Below are 16,623 nucleotides of genomic sequence, written 5' to 3'. Positions count from 1 at the left end.
GCTGGATTACCGTGTTAAGAATATAGCTCAAGTTCGGGTTGGGTCGATGTAATATAGGCTCTGACCTGATTCCGGCCTCTGGCTTTGGCCTGATACAGTGCCCGATCAGCCTGGCTGAGTAGCTGCTGCGGGCGCAATTCTGCTTGAGAAATCGCAATACCAAAACTGGCCGTGACAGAAATTTTGGTACCCTCATCACTTTGAATCTCAAGCTGCTGAATAGCAAGACGGCAACGTTCTGCAATCTGTTGCGCCATTTCAATATTGGTATCTTTAAGTACCAAAATAAACTCTTCACCACCAAAACGGCCTCCAACATCACTTTTACGTAATTGCTGGCTCAGTACGGCACTGACCTTTATCAGGGTTTCATCACCTTTGTGGTGACCATATTGATCATTAATTTTTTTAAAATGGTCCAAGTCTAGCAGGACCAAGGCATAGCTTAAACAGGCGCTATGATTTAATTTTTCCAGACATTGATTGATACTGCGCCGGTTAAACAGACTGGTTAAGGGATCAAGTTGGCTCAGGTGCTGAATCAGCCGTTCACGGTGCCGCCATTGGCTAAGCAGGATTTCAAACAGCATGGTGCAGATGGCCAGAATGGGTAACATAAAATACAGCATGGAGCCCAGCCAAAAGCCATTATCAAAAAACTTGCCCTGTATATTGAACAGGGGCGAATAGGGAATTTGATGACGAAAGCTCAGATAGGTGCAAACCGTCAGAAACAGGAATGCCGGTATCAATATGCTATAGATCAGGGCGCGATGAAACAGCACCAGACCCACTGTCATCAGGCACACACAGGCTAGGGTCGAAACGGGACTCATGACCCCCACCACATAAGCATCCCGGCAGAGGGAGATGACAAAAACACCGACCGTCAGATGAGGCAGATAGCGTTCAGCGCGCGCATGGCCTTGCCACTTATAACAAGGATAGATCAGAGCGAGCAAAACCAGTAAAAAACTGCTGTCGAGGATGAGCTGTAAGTGAATTAGTTTAATCTGTACATATTGCCAATATTCAGGATGAAACAGCACAAACAGATCCCAACTAAGCCAGCTCAGATGGACAATGCAGCCCAGTACCAACATCAAGATACATTTTTTTAAAATCCCCCAATTGATGACGACTTCATCTTCGATCAGATATTTTTTGATTCTCAGCCGCAGGATTTTTGCTAATAATCCTCTTATCTGCTTCATCTATTTCGCCTTAAACTTTATCGTTATTATGAAAGCGCTTTACTTTTTAGCATGGATATCTTTATAAAACTGACTATAACATAACTTAAAATTGATTAAAAAATTCCTGTTTTACCACAAAAAAGATAAAGCTACATTTGTCTGTATAGGCCTTTTGTTCCGTATTTGGAATGTTCTGTTTTATGGGCTGGGATTATCTCATTGTTGAAAAATCATTAAACTATGCCTATTTCTAGACAGACCAATTCATACAGGCAAAATAGATGCAAGTTTTACATATTGATTCAAGTATTTTAGGTGATGCTTCAATTTCCCGTCAGTTGAGTCAGGCCATTGTGAGCCAGTTGCAACAAAAGCATAAAGACACCTTACAGGTAGAGTATCTAGATCTGGCGACACAACCGATTCCTCATCTGACTGCCGAGATTCTGATGGGGCAGGATGCAGAACAGACAGCTCTGGGGGAAGAGATTTTGCAGCAGTATTTGCGTGCGGATATTATCGTGGTGGGAGCGGCAATGTATAACTTTGGCCTGCCTTCTACTTTAAAAGCCTGGATCGACCGTATCAGTGTGGCTGGGCGTAGTTTTAAATATACTGAAAATGGCCCGATTGGTTTGGCGGGTGACAAGAAAGTCTATATTGCCAGCAGCCGTGGGGGGATCTATGGTGAACAGAGTCCGGTTGACTTTCAGGAAGCATTCCTGAAAACCGTGTTTAATTTTACCGGGGTGAGTGATATTCAGGTGATTCGTGCCGAAGGCGTGAATATGGGCGATGCAAGCAAGCAGCAAGCTCTGGAGACTGCACACCAGATGATCAGCGCGCTCTAAGGCAGAAAATTGAAAAGGTCAGCCTGGGCTGACCTTTTTTATATCAGGACTTGAGAGCCTAGTCCTGATCCAGACGATGTGCAAACTCTGCCAAGTCAGCCAGAGATTGTCGGGCTTCATCAAACCAGGCGCTAAACATCTGGAAGTTATGCCACATGCCCGTATAGATTTTAAACTCAACCTCAACATGGGCCTGCTCGGCCTTTTCTTTGAAACGGGTGGCGTCATCCAGCAAAATTTCCTTAGAACCGACCTGAATATGGATAGGAGGTAATCCGCTCAGCTCGGCAAAGTAAGGAGAAACGCCGGGATCACCTCGGTCTATGGCGCTGGGCACATAATATTCGATCCCGGTTTTAAGCGTTTCGATTGACAGCAAGGCATCATGTTTCTGGTTATACCGTAAAGATTCACTGCTCAGAGTCAAATCCAGCAGTGGAGAAAGCAGAATAAGTCCACTAACTTGCGGGCGACCTTCCTGTTTGATTTTTAAAGCGAGGGCCAAGGCCAGGTTAGCGCCACACGAGTCACCGGACAGAATAATATCTTTGGGCTGAATTCCCTGATCAAGCAACAGGTTGTAAACATCATATAGCGCCTCAAGCGGCTCCGGATAAGCCGATTCCGGTGCAAGCGGATAGTTCACATGCAAGACCTGCATCTGGGTACGGGCTGCAATTTGGGTCATAAAGGCCCGGTGGGTATTGAGTGAACCTAAATAGAATGCTCCTCCATGAATATGAAAAATCATCTGGGTCGATTGCTGCTGGGGTTTGATCTCTTCAGCACGTAAACCGGCCAGACGCAAGGAACGAATTTGTACAGACGGGTCTTGCGGGAACAGTTTGCATAGCTGTTCCAAGGCGATACGCAGCGAGCTAGGAGGAAGGTTCAGACGACTTGGCGCACGAATGGCGGCTTTTAAAAAACTTTCTGTAATGAGTTGTTTCGTGAGGGGACTCATCTTCATTATCCTTCCATATTTTTATGCTTTTATTCAAAATGAGATTATTTACCAACCTGATTTACAAGGTTACACTAAATAGTCACACGTAAAAATTGCAAAATTGTTGTGTCTTTTTAATACTAAATTGGTCTATCAACAGACTAGGGAAATGAAAAAAAATGAAAAAAATCGCGCTAACCTTAGGATTACTTGGCTTATCGGTATTAGCAAATGCCGCAGATCCTCTGAATGGTACCGTTTGGAAAACGATTGATGACAAAACTAAACAGCCAAAAGCCATGGTGAAGTTTACTGAACAGAAGAATGGTACTTTATCTGCCAGTATTCAATCGGTATTGACTCCGGGTGAAGAGAATGCCTGTACAAAATGTGAAGGACCTTATCATAACAAGTCATTAAAAGGCTTGACCATTGTGAAAGGTCTGAAAAATGTGGGTGGCACCAGCTATGAAGGTGGTTCTATTCTGGACCCACAATCTGGCAAAACCTATAAGCTAAAAGGCAATCTGGCGGAGGGTGGCAAGAAGCTGGAGCTGCGTGGCTTTATGGGGATTTCTGCTTTGGGTCGTAACCAGACCTGGATTCGTGCAAACTAATCCATCCTGTATATGCAAAAAGCCTGACATCTGTCAGGCTTTTTTTTATATGCTGATTAATCCTGTTTTTCTTCAACTAGAGCGCGATAAGCAGCTTCGTCAAATCCGGCAATAAAGCCATCAGCAGTCTGTAAAATCGGTCTTTTAATTAAGCTGGTATGCGTGGTTAAGGCTTGCACCAGATGATCTTCACTGGCCAGTGCGGTTTGCTGCTCTTCTGCACTGAGTTTACGCCAGGTGGTGCCTTTTTTATTCAGAACCACGTCCTGACCGAGTGCATCCAACCAGCTTTTTACACATTCTGCATCAATGCCCTGTTTTTTATAATCATGGAATTCATAGCTCAACCCCAGTTCATTGAGCAGATCAAAGGCTTTTTTCATTGAATTGCAGTTTTTAATACCATAAATTCTTAACATCATCATCACTCATTTAAAGTCTTGGACTAGCTTAACCAAATTTAGTCAAGACGGCCACGGGGGGCTGCAAAACAGGAGTGTCCGTCTGCATAGGAAAATTTCGAATCAGGGCCAAGCTGTCATGAAACTGACATAAGGAGGGGATAAGATTCTGGATAGAACAATAAGAAATAAAGTTTTAAATAAGAGAACAATCAGCGGATATATAAAAAAATCAAAACAATAATCAAGAATAAGAGTCATTATAATATGAGAAAACCCGCATCAATCATCCTGATTATGCGGGTCTCAGTATAACGTCCAATGTCACATCCATGAAAAACAAACTAAATTTGATGGTCTGTTTTATTTTCTTCCTACGGCTTCCTGTCCTTTATGTGTCATCCTGACATATCCCTGTGCCGTGCAGCTATCATGCTATGTTCTTAAACTCAAAGAAATCCAAGAAATACGTCATGGCATGTAAGCAATTCACCTTAATTGAGTAAACAATTGTTTACTCAGTTCTCAAGCCTTTTTACAATTTGTAATCAATAATGACCGGTGCATGATCACTAAACCATTCATCTTTATAGACCCAGGCATTCACCGTACGGGTTTTCCAGTCTGGAGAACAGGCGTGGTAGTCAATCCTCCAGCCGACATTCTTGGCGCGGGCCTGACCACGATTCGACCACCAGGAATATAGCTCGGCTTCCTGGCGTACTTCACGGAAGGTATCTACATAGCCCAGTTCATCATAAATATGGTCCAGCCAGGCGCGTTCATGCGGTAAACAACCGGAAGATTTCTGGTTGCCCGACCAGTTTTTAATATCAATCCGTTTATGCACAATATTGTAATCCCCACAGACAATGACCGATTTATTTTCATCGCGCCATTGTTTCAGAATCTTTTGATATTCTTCTAAAAAGTGGTCTTTACGGGCCTGAGCTTCTTCACCCGATGAACCGGATGGCAGATAAAGCGAACAGATATATACAGTTTGTTCTAGGCCCAGATCGAATTCAGCGGCAATAAAACGGCCCTGTGAGTCTGCCAGTTCAAAACCCAGACCATCGGTGAGGGAGACAAAAGGCAGACGGCTATAAATGGCGGTGCCGGCATAGCCTGGACGTTCGGCTGGAAAGAGATGGGTGTACCAGCCTTCAGGCTTAAATTTATCGGTCCACTGAACATGGGTAATGCGGCTTTCCTGCATGCAGATCACATCGGCATCGGACTTTTCCATCCATTCCAGCAAACCCTTGCTTACAGAGGAACGTAAGCCGTTGACGTTAATTGAAACGACACGAAGAATTTTTTGATCACTTGGATAGCTACTCTTTGGTATCATGCGCAAGTCTTACCTTAATTAATGGATTCAGGAGCACCTCATGTCAACGCCAGCTCAGTTTAACCCGCAAGCTTTTATCGAACTCGCATTATCACGTGGTGTGCTTAAATTTGGTGAGTTTACTTTAAAATCGGGTCGTGTGAGCCCTTATTTTTTTAATGCCGGCTTGTTAAATGATGGCGAAGCCTTGTCTCTCTTGGCATCAGGCTATGCAGCCAAGCTGATGCAATGTGATCAGGTCGAAGTGGTTTTTGGTCCGGCATATAAAGGTATTCCATTTGTTGCTGCAACTGCGGTCGCACTGTCGCAAAATCATGGTGTGAGTATACCTTGGGGCTTTAACCGTAAAGAAGCTAAAGATCACGGTGAAGGTGGCGTATTGGTCGGAGCTTCGGTTGAAGGTAAAAAAGTCTGGATTATTGATGATGTGATTACTGCCGGAACTGCGATCCGTGAAGTGGTCACTATTCTGAAAAATGCCGGTGCACAAATTGCCGGGGTACTGGTTGCGTTAGATCGTCAGGAAAAAGGTCAGGGCGAACTTTCTGCAATCCAAGAAGTCCAAAAAGAACTTGAAATTCCAGTACATGCACTGATCACCATGAAAGACTTAATGGATTATCTGGATGGTAAAGGCGAGCAGGAAGCACTGGCAAAAATGGAAGCCTATCGCGTTAAATACGGTATTTAAACCGGTATAGCTAGCAGTGGATAAGGAAGCTCAGGCTTCCTTTTTTATGACTTTAAAGCAGCCAGAACACCTGATTGTCTCACTATCCATGAAAACCTAGACAATTTTGCTGGCCAAAAAAATCGTATCTGTCGACCTGATGGGCATATTCTGAGCAAAAAGTGTTAAGGAGAATTATCATTTTAAATGGGGAACATCGGATAAAAATATAGTCTATTTATAGCTTTTTATTGACTTAACTGTTGAGACCCTCTTTCTTTTAATTTCTTTAGCCAACCCAAAAGCTGAACCGCTTCAACAGATAGTCGCTTATCTCCGGCCGTTACTCCAACAGGATCCGTTCGTCCAGGGAACAGATCTTTAATTTGCCCCCCACTGATTATCTCTTAATACCTAGCGTTTACTCATAAAAGTATAGTGGGCACAAGGTGGTTTCTCTCAAGTTAATTGATGACACGCCTTAGTAATAGAAAAGTGGACAGTTCTAGATCAGAGAGCAAGTGATGAGTTCTTTGGCTTTTATGACCAAAAACTCGGTGAGATCGACCTTCTAAACTCACATCTCGAATTGTGAGCCAAGGCTTATAGTTATTTCCAAAACCCTGCCCTCGTCCTTCTTTAATCCACTTTTGAATTTTGAGTTCATGATTTTGTGTGTTCTTAGAATTAGCCATAAAAAAATCCACACAACATGCTTTTTAGAGCATATCTTGTGTGGATTTTTTGAGCAATATAGTATTACACTTTATTACTCAGTATGAGACTTTATTACTTGGTATGAAGCTTTATTACTCTCATACAATAACCAGCCTTGCTTCAATTCTGATTATTCTACGGTCACTGATTTTGCCAGGTTACGCGGTTGATCTACATCCGTACCCCGCAGGACGGCTACATGATAAGACAGCAACTGAACCGGAATGCTATAGACGATAGGGGCTAAAAGTGGATCTATTTCAGGAATATGCACCACATGCTGGCGTTCTTTGGCCTTGATGCCGCTATGCTCATCAGCAAAGACAAATAACTCGCCACCACGTGCCTGAACTTCTTCCATATTGGATTTTAATTTGTCCAGCATGTCATCCTGCGGTGCCAGAATGACCACAGGCATATCATTATCCACCAGTGCCAGCGGGCCATGTTTCAGTTCACCTGCTGCATAGCCTTCTGCATGGATATAGGAAATTTCTTTCAGTTTCAACGCACCTTCAAGCGCGATCGGGAAATGCGTCCCACGGCCGAGGAACAGACAATGGTTTTTTTCTACAAACAGTTCAGACAGGCGCAGAATTTCATCATCATAACGCAGGGTGTCCAGAATCACTTTAGGAGTATGCCAGAGCCCGGTCGTAATCGCGGTAACCTGTTCCGTTGAAATCGTGTTTTTGACAGTACCGATTTTCAGTACCAGCAACATCAATGCAGTCAACTGGGTGGTAAAAGCTTTGGTCGATGCGACCCCAATTTCAGGTCCTGCCAAGGTCAGCAAGCTGTGCTCAGTTTCACGTACCATCGACGATGTAGCCACGTTACAGATGGTCATTGTGCTGATGTCTAAACCTTTGGCCTGAGCGCGTTTCTGCGTATCGCGTAAGGCCGCCAGGGTATCTGCGGTTTCACCGGACTGAGAAATACAGACATACAGGGTGTGATTTACAATCACTGGCGTGCGGTAACGGAATTCACTGGCAATTTCAACCTGACAAGGCAGGCCGATCAGCTGCTCAAACCAGTATTTGGCAATCATACCGGCATGGTAGCTGGTCCCACAAGCAATGATCTGAATCTGCTGGATCTTGGAAAAATCCTGCTCTGCACTAACCAGAAAGTCTTCACGCAGGGCATTTCCATTGAGTGCTTGGGAAATGGTTTGCTGGATGGCTTCAGGCTGCTCATAAATTTCTTTGAGCATATAGTGCTTGTATTCGCCTTTAGAGGCATTACTCACCGCAGCATCCAGTTCTTTCACCGGACGCTCAACCAGTTGACCATCCACAAACACTTCAATCGTGCTACGAGTCAAACGGGCAATATCCCCTTCTTCCAGGTAGATAAAGCGGTTGGTAATCGGCAGCAGGGCCAACTGGTCAGAACTGATAAAGTTTTCACCAATTCCAACCCCAATCACCAGTGGTGAGCCTTCACGCACCGTGATTAACTCATCCGGATGATCGGTATGAACAATACCCAGTGCATACGCGCCTTTTAGTTGTGGCACCACCTGTTTTACCGCTTCCAGTAAAATCGGGGTCGATTTCAGTGCATCATTGACCAGATGGGCAACGACTTCAGTATCAGTCTGTGAAGTGAATACATAACCTAGAGCTTCAAGGTCATCTTTCAGCTCTTGATAGTTCTCGATAATGCCGTTATGTACCACAGCCACATTGCCGGAGATATGCGGATGGGCATTGTTCTCAGTCGGCTTGCCATGTGTGGCCCAGCGGGTATGGGCAATCCCGAGCGAACCAATAATCTGTGATTCATTGACTGCATTTTCAAGGTTGGCAACCTTGCCGACACGACGTTCACGTAGAACCTGATTCTGGTTAATCAGGGCTAAGCCGGCTGAGTCATAGCCACGGTATTCAAGACGTTTCAGGCCTTCAATTAAAATATTGGTAATGCTGCGTTCCGCAATGCCACCGACGATACCACACATAATATTTCCCCTTATTTCTTGATCTTTTGCGGACGTGGATAATTTTCTTTGGCAAATTGCTTGGAACGTTCCACCGCTAAACTGTTCTCTGCCACATCACGGGTAATGGTTGAGCCTGCACCGACAGTGGCACCGTTGCCAATCTGTACCGGAGCAACCAAGGAGCTGTTGGAACCAATAAAGGCATTATCTCCAATGATGGTTTTAAATTTATTGGCGCCGTCGTAGTTGCAGGTAATGGTACCGGCACCAATATTAGAACCACTGCCGATTTCGGCATCACCTAAATAGGTGAAATGATTGGCCTTGGAACCTAGGCCAATACTTGAATTTTTGACTTCGACAAAGTTGCCAATATGTACGTCATTGGCCAGTTTCGCCCCTGGACGTAAACGTGCAAAGGGACCAATCTGTGCATCTTCACCGACAACAGCCTGATCGAATACGCTATATGGCTGTACTTTGGTGCCCGCAGCAATTTTGGTATTTTTAATCACGCAGCCTGCGCCAATTTCAACCTGGTCGCCGAGTTCGCAATCACCTTCGATAATCACGTTGATATCAATTTTCACATCCTTACCGACTGTCAAATGGCCACGTAGGTCAAAACGGTTGGGATCAATCAGATGAACACCTTGCTGCATCAGCTGCTTGGCTTGATACGCCTGGAACTGGCGCTCCAGGGCAGCCAGTTGTACGCGGTCATTGACGCCTTCGACTTCAAAAGCCAGCTCAGGTTCTACCGAGGCCACCTGCATGCCATCGGCTAGCGCCATCGCCACGATATCCGTCAGGTAATATTCGCCTTGTGCATTATCATTGCTTAAACGTGGCAGCCATTCATGCAATTTGGCATTGCTAACAGCATAAATCCCGGTATTGATTTCCTTAATTTGGCGCTGTGCGTCAGTCGCGTCTTTATGTTCAACAATCGCTTGAATCTGGCCATCTTTACGGACAATACGACCATAACCTGTTGCATCTGGCAAGGTTAAGGTTACCAGGCCAATGCCTGTCTCTTGGGTAGCATTCAGCAGGTTTTGCAAGGTAGCCGGCCTAATACAAGGCACATCACCCGATAGGATCAGGGAGATGCCATCCTGTGGCAAGACCGGTAACGTCATTTGTACCGCATGACCGGTACCCAGCTGTTCCGCCTGTTTCACCCATTGGATAATTTGATCTGCAAATGCAGTTTGGACACGATCACCGCCATGTCCATAAATGGTAATAATATTATTAGCATTCAGCTTTTTCGCCGTTTCGATCACATGACCAAGTAAGGGGCGTCCTGCAAGAGGTTGTAATACTTTGGGTAAATGAGAGCGCATACGCGTTCCTTTACCTGCAGCAAGAATAATGACAGTCGTTGACATGTTCTCATCCTAAATGTAGCTAGGCCATGGTAAAAAAAGATAAATCAGAATACAGAGAGCTGCCCAAAGGCCGGCAATAATATCATCCAGCATGATGCCGAATCCCCCGCCGACTTGGCGGTCAATGACCCGGATTGGCCAAGGTTTCCAGACATCAAACAAACGGAACAGGGCAAAGCCAACCAGAAGCCACAGCCAGTTCATCTGCCCCATATAGAGAACGGGTAGAAACGTGATGGATTGCCCAGCAAATTCGTCCCAGACAATCCGGCCATCATCATGTACACCCATCAGCTCAGCGGTTTTGCCACAGATATAGATGCCAATCAGTGACATGATCACCATGGCAAAAAAGCTATTTAAAAAACCCAGAGAGAGCCAGAACGGCACAAATAACAGCGCAAAAGCTGAGCCAAACGTCCCCGGCGCTTTCGGTGCCAGGCCAGAACCAAAGCCCACTCCACTAAATACAATCAATCGGTCCTTCCAGGACATCGCTTTAAAATTTATTGCAGGTTTATGCAAAATGTTGATACCCATTAAATTGAAGCAAATGATCTATGCCATTTTTTTCAAAAGTTAAACCGAGTGAAGAATGAACAGTGCCGATTATACTAATCGAAACATCAATTTGTTTTTGCAATAATTTTTCATAATTTTGCGGACTTATTGTAAAGCATAATTCATAATCATCGCCACCGGCGAGCGCATATTGCCATTTTTGCTCATCACGCAAGGTGTGCAGGGCAGGGCTGAGCGGGAGCTTATCCAGTGCCAGGGTTGCACCCACTTGAGAAGCTTGAAGAATATGTCCCAGATCTTGAGCCAGGCCATCCGAAACATCAATCATGCTATGTGCCAGGCCTTTTAAGGCAACACCGAGCTGGCAGCGTGGGCTCGGATAATCCAGCCGCTGCTGTAAGGGGTGGCCGGGATGATTCAGGGCAAAAGCTGCATCGCCGATGGTACCGCTGACACAGATCAGGTCACCCGGTTGGGCACCTGAGCGCGGAATAGCCTGTCCGCTATCGACCCAGCCAAGTGCAGTGATGCTTATGGTCAGGTGAGGGCTTTGTGTGGTATCGCCACCAATTAAGCTCACCCCAAATTGATCGCAGCAATCATACAGGCCCTGACTAAAGGCTTTGAGCCAGGCATGATCAATTTGGGGTAGGCTCAAGGCCAGCAAAATACTGTGCGGGGTGGCACCCATGGCAGCAATATCGGACAAATTAACAGCAACCGATTTCCAGCCAATCGCATGCGGGTCAGTCTCTAGGGGGAAATGTCGTCCAGCCACTGAAGTATCGGTACAGATCACCAGTTGTTGCTGTGGAGGAGGGGTGAGCACGGCTGAGTCGTCACCGACGCCTAAATCGACAGAATTGAGATTCCGCCGATTAAAATAGCTATCAATAATCGAGAACTCAGCCATACAACAATGCGACTTAAACTAGTGGGCTTGCTGTTTTTCTGCTGTACGTAGCGTCGTGGCTAAACGGTCCAATACACCGTTGATGTATTTATGGCTGTCTGCACCGCCAAAATGTTTAGCCAGTTCGATTGCTTCGTCCAAAACCACACGATACGGAATTTCCAGATGTTCTTTCAATTCGTAGGCGCCCAAACGCAGTGTAGCCAGCTCAACGCCGTCCAGTACGGTAATTTCACGATCCAGTACCGGAATTAAGAGCGCATCCAGTGCTTCATGATTGGCAACCACTTGAGTCAACAATTCATGATAATAGCTCAGATCCACTTTATGCATGGCATTTTCCACACGCGTACGTGCTTCAATCTCATGCACCGGATTGTGGCTCATCTGCCATTCATAAATTCCTTGCACAGCAAAACGACGTGCTTTACGTTTTGCTGCATAAGTTGCTTGAAGTGTTTGCGACATAGCGTTAGATAGCCTTTAACAAGTTAACCATTTCAATCGCAGTTAAAGCAGCTTCACTGCCTTTATTTCCTGCTTTTGTACCCGAGCGTTCAATCGCTTGTTCGATACTGTCCGTAGTGAGTACACCGTTAATGACCGGTAAGCCAGTGTCCAGGCCAACCACGCCCAAACCTTTGGCACATTCACCCGCTACAAAATCGAAATGAGGGGTGCTACCACGAATCACTGCGCCAAGTGCAATGATGGCATCGAAACGTTCCGAAACAGCCAGTTTTTTTGCAACTACCGGCAGTTCCCAGGCACCCGGTGCATGAACAACCGTAATATTATCCTCTGATACGCCATGACGTTTCAACGTATCAATAGCACCTTCTAACAGATGTTCAACAACAAAGCTATTAAAACGACCAACTAAAATCGCGAAACGGCCTTCGCTCGCGAGATGCAACATACCTTCAATACGGCGAATAGCCATAGGAACCTCGATTATTTCTTAAGATGTTTGTTGTGCAGTGATGTATTCCACCACTTCTAAGTTAAAGCCGGACAGGGCATTGAAACGTAATGGAGAGCTGAGCAGCTTCATTTTTTCCACGCCCAGATCACGTAAAATTTGTGCGCCCACCCCAATGGTTTGATATTGCTGAGACAGTGCAGCATTGGATTTGACATTTTTCGGTGCTTTCAGGGTCTCTAAAGCCGGGCCTAAGTCCTGTAAATGGCGCTGGCCGATCCAGACCAGTACACCGCGGTCGCTGGTAGAAATCTCTTTGAGTGCTCGGTCCAGATTCCAGGTACTTTCACTGTCCGGTTTTTTGACTTTTAAAAGATCGCGGGTCGGGTTAAAACCATGTACGCGTACCGTCGTGACACCTTGTTTAGGCTCGCCTTTTACTAAGGCTAAATGAATATCCGGATTGCCGAGCTCACGGTAACGATACAAGTCAAAGCTACCATATTCAGTCTCGATGACTTGATGATCAATACGCTCAACCGTCTGTTCATTGGTCATACGGTAATGAATCAGGTCGGCAATGGTGCCAATTTTCAGACCATGCTTTTCGGCAAATACTTCCAGATCCGGACGGCGCGCCATGGTGCCATCTTCTTTAATAATTTCACAAATTACCGATGCGGGTTCCAGACCGGCAAGGCGGGCCAGATCACATCCTGCTTCGGTATGACCTGCGCGGTGCAATACCCCACCTGGCTGTGCCATTAAAGGGAAAATATGGCCGGGCTGTACAATATCTGTTGGCTTGGCATGTGCCGCCACTGCAGTCTGAATCGTGTGAGCACGTTCAGCGGCTGAAATGCCGGTGGTAATCCCTTCTGCTGCTTCAATAGACAGCGTGAAGTTGGTGCCGTGCTGGGCACCGTTCGCATCGACCATTAACGGTAAATTCAGCTGCTGGCAACGCTCTTTACTCAACGTCAGGCAGACCAGACCACGCGCATGGGTGATCATAAAGTTGATGTCCTCCGGGCGGACATGCGTGGCAGCAATAACCAGGTCACCTTCATTTTCACGGTCTTCATCATCCATCAGGATGACCATTTTTCCTGCACGGATATCTGCGACAAGCTCTTCAACTGTATTGAGCGGCATCAATCTTCACCTTCTTCTTTGATCTTTATCAGACCGAATCATGACATTATTGCTGCATAGTCTAACGCTTTTTAAGCAATTTTGCCTATGCCTATTACTTTGCCTGTAGCGTTCATTGTTATACACAGTCTTGCAGATGATGGAAAGTCGACTTTAAAGTAAAGCTCAGCTTTGTGCTGTATTTTTGCACAGTTACAAAGCAAGAAAAATGAAAAATCTGGATAAAATGCCAGCTGTTAAAAGTAAATTGGTTTTTATAGAATTTTCGCAGTTTTACTGTTTTAGGGTTGTTAAGAATAACCTTTAAAAGTGCTCATAAAACCAGACAGCCTGACCTGCTGTTAGGAATGGTCTGATCTATTTTGGTCAGGCCAAAAGAGATTTTTGTTCCAGCCATTGAAACAGTTGCTGATATACCTGCTCTCTGGCCGGTTTTTCTGAAAGTACCAGATCATGGACAGCATTTTGAATGGAACACAGCTGTACATCGCCCTGTAGCTTTTGAGCATGGTCAATTATATCTTGCACCTGAAGAATTACGTCACTGCTTTGTGCAGCGTGATTAAAGCGTAAAGGATAGCGGGTTTGATGGGCATGCATGATTAAAGTAGGGACTGTAAGATAAACTCCCTGATGAAGATGTTTTTGGGCCTCATAAATGGCATACACAAAACTTAAACGTACCAGAGGATAGCTTGGTTTTTTCCATTCCAGATTGAAATTCCATTCTCCTTGATAACTGATATGCAAGCTGGGTACATACCAGCGATTAAGACGGCTTGGAAACTGCAGGTCTGGAAAGCGTTTTCCTAAACGGCTCAGTTGGGGCAATAAAATCTTTTTCTCTAGATAGCGCATGTTGAAGTCATAAAATGGGCTGTTGAGCCAGAGTCCCTTGATTAGAGGGTGATTGGGATGCCGGGCGGTATAAAGGGTGGTAATTAATCCACCGGTTGAATGCCCGCATAGAAGTATCTGGTCATGGCCTTCTTGGCCAATCAGCTCGAGTGCCTGATTAATTTCAGCATCATATTCAGAGAGACTGTAGACATTGTAGAGCTTCTGGTGACATAAATGGGAGCGCCCATATTTTCTTAAATCCAGAGCATAAAAATCAAAACCTTGCTGATTAAAGCGTTCTGCCATTTCAGTTTGAAAAAAGTAATCAATAAAACCGTGGATATAAAGCACGGCCTTAGAGGTGGTTTGGGCTGCTTTTTTACGCACCAGCGTGGCAATGACCGGGCCTTCATAATCTTCAGGAAAATTGAAAGTGGTCTGCTCATAACCCTTACCTAAAATATCAGCCTGATAGACTGGCGCCAGAGCACTATTTTTCATTTTGTTATACTCATGATTTTTTAGATTATCCTTAAGGATAAGTATGAGTTTGTCAAACTCTGCTGAAAGTTTTTAATATAAAATCAACAACAAAAAAGCCCCAATCTTTCGATCAGGGCTTTTTAAATTTGGAGGGCTTTGTTGCATACTATCTATTTTGAGGTAATGCCTCTGGGTTTTGGCCAAACTCTGTCGACGATAGCCAGCCCACTTTTTTCAAATCATTCTTTTTGGCTTTTTGGACATCTGACTGTTTTCAACTATTGATTTCTGGCTCAAGATTCCGACTTTTTTTATTTTTACCTGGATGGTGCATTTTTTCTGGTGGAGTTACTGCAGGTGCGTGACGCTCTGAAATCACTTGTCTGCAATGTTTGTATTATAACCCGAATCACGGATAAGAAATTGACTAGAGAAAATAAGAGGACTAGAGCCATCAGTTAAGTTGCCACACCAAACCTAACGCTCTAGTCCTGATGTTTAGTAGTACCAAATTATTCTGTGAAATTGATGATTTCTTAAATTTGAAGAAATGTACTAGGAATTTCTCAAACAAAACTGCCATTCTTTAAGAATCAGAACTGCTCAACTGATGATCTCGGAAATCTGTTTTATCGCCATTTGGTAGAGGTATTCTCATTTTAATAATTTTTAAAGCATTCTTCATAGGGTTAAAGGAAGATAAAAACCACTTATTTAGAAGTCTACCTTATTACCAATGATTTAATGTCATAAATCATTGGTCAAAATTGCATCACGTGGTAGAAGCTCAATGGGCTGGTTTTATGGCTGTAAATTACATATTGCGATGAATCAATTTGGTGAAATTGCCTGTTCTGCTTTATCGAATGGACATGTTGCTGACATAAAAATGGTTGAGCAATTGGTTGCTGGTATAGAAGCACAACTTTACGGGGATCGAGGTTACATCAGCCAAGAATTAAAAATCAGATTGAAAGATCAAGGTATTGATTTAATTACTTATCATCAAAAGAATATGCAGGCTATTCAACTACAAGAATCTGATGAATATCACCTAAGACAACGCAATAAGATAGAAACATTATTCAGTTTATTGAAGGGGCAATACAATTTAGTGACGAGTAAAGCACGTAGTCTTCATGGATTTCTGAGTGGAATTTACGCCTCACTATGTGCATATCAATTAACCCATCAAAATAAGCCAACAATTCAAATTAAGGAATCATCGGCTTAAGCAGGATCCGGGTTAATTAGGTGATCGCCTAAGCGAACACCCTCAGTTTAAAAAACAATTGTACAAAGCTATTTATAGATCCCCATATGTCAGCATCGCGTTAAGTTTTATTAGCTATCTTTTTAATAAAATTCTAGTACGTAGCTACTAAACTTACCCCATAACGACGTCCATCTAACAATTGATCACCGTCTACATCTTCTGCTTTTTCATCCAATATATTAGATCTCTTTCATAAATCAAAAAACGATCTACTTTTTGCTGCTTATTTGTACCGAGGAATTTTCAATATTCATGCATAATCTGCGGATGAAATACATCGATTCAAAGAAGCTTTCTGAAACACAGTTCAAGCGATACACCGGTATCTCATGGTCAACCTTTGATTTAATGGTTGAGCAATTGAAGATGCATGTTCCTGCCAAAGGCAGACCACCTAAATTGAGCTTAGAGGATC

Annotated in this window: 15 protein-coding genes and 2 pseudogenes; 4 read left to right on the top strand and 13 right to left on the bottom strand. The window is 44.3% G+C overall.

Going from position 1 to position 16,623, the window contains the following annotated elements; genetic code table 11:
- Positions 1-14 precede the first annotated feature (14 nt).
- Positions 15-1,214: a GGDEF domain-containing protein gene (locus NI461_RS06720; RefSeq protein ID WP_174659084.1), complete on the bottom strand. Its 1,200-nt coding sequence runs from the start codon at positions 1,212-1,214 to the stop codon at positions 15-17.
- 263 nt (positions 1,215-1,477) lie between these two features.
- On the opposite strand from NI461_RS06720, the gene NI461_RS06715 reads away from it, so the two are divergent.
- Positions 1,478-2,047, top strand: coding sequence for an FMN-dependent NADH-azoreductase (locus NI461_RS06715; RefSeq protein WP_174659085.1), 570 nt, complete (start codon positions 1,478-1,480; stop codon positions 2,045-2,047).
- 58 nt (positions 2,048-2,105) lie between these two features.
- Here the strand turns inward: NI461_RS06715 and NI461_RS06710 are convergent, their stop codons facing one another.
- A complete protein-coding gene (locus NI461_RS06710) occupies positions 2,106-3,017 on the bottom strand; it encodes an alpha/beta hydrolase (protein WP_174659086.1) in 912 nt (303 codons plus the stop codon).
- A gap of 155 nt (positions 3,018-3,172) precedes the next feature.
- On the opposite strand from NI461_RS06710, the gene NI461_RS06705 reads away from it, so the two are divergent.
- A complete protein-coding gene (locus tag NI461_RS06705) occupies positions 3,173-3,610 on the top strand; it encodes a DUF2147 domain-containing protein (protein WP_151204686.1) in 438 nt (145 codons plus the stop codon).
- Between the two features lie 56 nt (positions 3,611-3,666).
- Here the strand turns inward: NI461_RS06705 and NI461_RS06700 are convergent, their stop codons facing one another.
- Together NI461_RS06700 and NI461_RS06695 are read right to left on the bottom strand one after the other, a co-directional pair.
- Positions 3,667-4,029: a Spx/MgsR family RNA polymerase-binding regulatory protein gene (locus NI461_RS06700; RefSeq protein WP_151207259.1), complete on the bottom strand. Its 363-nt coding sequence runs from the start codon at positions 4,027-4,029 to the stop codon at positions 3,667-3,669.
- Positions 4,030-4,546: 517 nt separating this feature from the next.
- Positions 4,547-5,365, bottom strand: coding sequence for an exodeoxyribonuclease III (locus NI461_RS06695; RefSeq protein ID WP_174659087.1), 819 nt, complete (start codon positions 5,363-5,365; stop codon positions 4,547-4,549).
- A gap of 40 nt (positions 5,366-5,405) precedes the next feature.
- On the opposite strand from NI461_RS06695, the gene pyrE reads away from it, so the two are divergent.
- Positions 5,406-6,056: an orotate phosphoribosyltransferase gene (gene pyrE, locus NI461_RS06690; RefSeq protein ID WP_151207218.1), complete on the top strand. Its 651-nt coding sequence runs from the start codon at positions 5,406-5,408 to the stop codon at positions 6,054-6,056.
- Between the two features lie 461 nt (positions 6,057-6,517).
- Here the strand turns inward: pyrE and NI461_RS06685 are convergent.
- The 9 genes and pseudogenes from NI461_RS06685 to NI461_RS06645 all read right to left on the bottom strand — a co-directional run.
- A pseudogene (locus NI461_RS06685) lies at positions 6,518-6,730 on the bottom strand (heteromeric transposase endonuclease subunit TnsA); the annotation flags it as partial.
- A 152-nt stretch (positions 6,731-6,882) separates the two neighbouring features.
- Positions 6,883-8,721, bottom strand: coding sequence for a glutamine--fructose-6-phosphate transaminase (isomerizing) (glmS, locus tag NI461_RS06680; protein ID WP_151204689.1), 1,839 nt, complete (start codon positions 8,719-8,721; stop codon positions 6,883-6,885).
- Positions 8,722-8,732: 11 nt separating this feature from the next.
- The gene (glmU, locus tag NI461_RS06675) at positions 8,733-10,097 is read right to left on the bottom strand and encodes a bifunctional UDP-N-acetylglucosamine diphosphorylase/glucosamine-1-phosphate N-acetyltransferase GlmU (RefSeq protein ID WP_174659088.1); all 1,365 of its coding nucleotides are present in this window, start codon (positions 10,095-10,097) and stop codon (positions 8,733-8,735) included.
- Between the two features lie 9 nt (positions 10,098-10,106).
- Positions 10,107-10,637 carry a phosphatidylglycerophosphatase A gene (locus tag NI461_RS06670; RefSeq protein ID WP_174659089.1) on the bottom strand — a complete coding sequence of 177 codons (531 nt, stop codon included), beginning with the start codon at positions 10,635-10,637 and terminating at the stop codon, positions 10,107-10,109.
- On the bottom strand, positions 10,615-11,532 hold the full coding sequence (gene thiL, locus NI461_RS06665; RefSeq protein WP_253156839.1) for a thiamine-phosphate kinase: 918 nt from the start codon (positions 11,530-11,532) through the stop codon (positions 10,615-10,617). Before thiL ends, NI461_RS06670 begins: the two co-directional genes overlap by 23 nt.
- An 18-nt stretch (positions 11,533-11,550) precedes the next feature.
- Positions 11,551-12,000 (bottom strand): transcription antitermination factor NusB, encoded by a 450-nt coding sequence (gene nusB / locus NI461_RS06660; protein WP_151205652.1) that lies wholly within the window; start codon positions 11,998-12,000, stop codon positions 11,551-11,553.
- Positions 12,001-12,004: 4 nt separating this feature from the next.
- Complete coding sequence (gene ribE, locus NI461_RS06655; RefSeq protein WP_151205653.1) at positions 12,005-12,475, bottom strand: 6,7-dimethyl-8-ribityllumazine synthase; 471 nt, start codon at positions 12,473-12,475, stop codon at positions 12,005-12,007.
- 18 nt (positions 12,476-12,493) lie between these two features.
- Positions 12,494-13,609, bottom strand: a complete 1,116-nt coding sequence (ribBA, locus tag NI461_RS06650; RefSeq protein ID WP_174659091.1) for a bifunctional 3,4-dihydroxy-2-butanone-4-phosphate synthase/GTP cyclohydrolase II — start codon at positions 13,607-13,609, stop codon at positions 12,494-12,496.
- Positions 13,610-13,975: 366 nt separating this feature from the next.
- On the bottom strand, positions 13,976-14,950 hold the full coding sequence (locus NI461_RS06645) for an alpha/beta hydrolase (RefSeq protein ID WP_174659092.1): 975 nt from the start codon (positions 14,948-14,950) through the stop codon (positions 13,976-13,978).
- A 476-nt stretch (positions 14,951-15,426) separates the two neighbouring features.
- On the opposite strand from NI461_RS06645, the pseudogene NI461_RS06640 reads away from it, so the two are divergent.
- Positions 15,427-16,166, top strand: a pseudogene (locus tag NI461_RS06640) (IS982 family transposase).
- The last annotated feature ends 457 nt before the right edge of the window (positions 16,167-16,623 follow it).

The sequence above is a fragment of the Acinetobacter sp. S4400-12 genome (assembly GCF_024129495.1).
In the GTDB taxonomy this organism is placed as follows: domain Bacteria; phylum Pseudomonadota; class Gammaproteobacteria; order Pseudomonadales; family Moraxellaceae; genus Acinetobacter; species Acinetobacter lwoffii_C.
The sequence above is the reverse complement of the archived record's forward strand: the minus strand, read 5'-3'. Positions and strand labels throughout refer to the sequence as shown.

Excerpts from the sequence above, each read along its gene's own strand:
- pyrE (WP_151207218.1), top strand. The coding sequence starts at position 5,406 with ATGTCAACGCCAGCTCAGTTTAACCCGCAAGCTTTTATCGAACTCGCA.
- thiL (WP_253156839.1), bottom strand. The coding sequence starts at position 11,532 with ATGGCTGAGTTCTCGATTATTGATAGCTATTTTAATCGGCGGAATCTC.
- glmS (WP_151204689.1), bottom strand. The coding sequence starts at position 8,721 with ATGTGTGGTATCGTCGGTGGCATTGCGGAACGCAGCATTACCAATATT.
- NI461_RS06710 (WP_174659086.1), bottom strand. The coding sequence starts at position 3,017 with ATGAAGATGAGTCCCCTCACGAAACAACTCATTACAGAAAGTTTTTTA.
- NI461_RS06715 (WP_174659085.1), top strand. The coding sequence starts at position 1,478 with ATGCAAGTTTTACATATTGATTCAAGTATTTTAGGTGATGCTTCAATT.
- NI461_RS06695 (WP_174659087.1), bottom strand. The coding sequence starts at position 5,365 with ATGATACCAAAGAGTAGCTATCCAAGTGATCAAAAAATTCTTCGTGTC.
- ribBA (WP_174659091.1), bottom strand. The coding sequence starts at position 13,609 with ATGCCGCTCAATACAGTTGAAGAGCTTGTCGCAGATATCCGTGCAGGA.
- NI461_RS06720 (WP_174659084.1), bottom strand. The coding sequence starts at position 1,214 with ATGAAGCAGATAAGAGGATTATTAGCAAAAATCCTGCGGCTGAGAATC.
- NI461_RS06645 (WP_174659092.1), bottom strand. The coding sequence starts at position 14,950 with ATGAAAAATAGTGCTCTGGCGCCAGTCTATCAGGCTGATATTTTAGGT.
- ribE (WP_151205653.1), bottom strand. The coding sequence starts at position 12,475 with ATGGCTATTCGCCGTATTGAAGGTATGTTGCATCTCGCGAGCGAAGGC.
- nusB (WP_151205652.1), bottom strand. The coding sequence starts at position 12,000 with ATGTCGCAAACACTTCAAGCAACTTATGCAGCAAAACGTAAAGCACGT.
- NI461_RS06670 (WP_174659089.1), bottom strand. The coding sequence starts at position 10,637 with ATGGGTATCAACATTTTGCATAAACCTGCAATAAATTTTAAAGCGATG.
- NI461_RS06700 (WP_151207259.1), bottom strand. The coding sequence starts at position 4,029 with ATGTTAAGAATTTATGGTATTAAAAACTGCAATTCAATGAAAAAAGCC.
- NI461_RS06705 (WP_151204686.1), top strand. The coding sequence starts at position 3,173 with ATGAAAAAAATCGCGCTAACCTTAGGATTACTTGGCTTATCGGTATTA.
- glmU (WP_174659088.1), bottom strand. The coding sequence starts at position 10,097 with ATGTCAACGACTGTCATTATTCTTGCTGCAGGTAAAGGAACGCGTATG.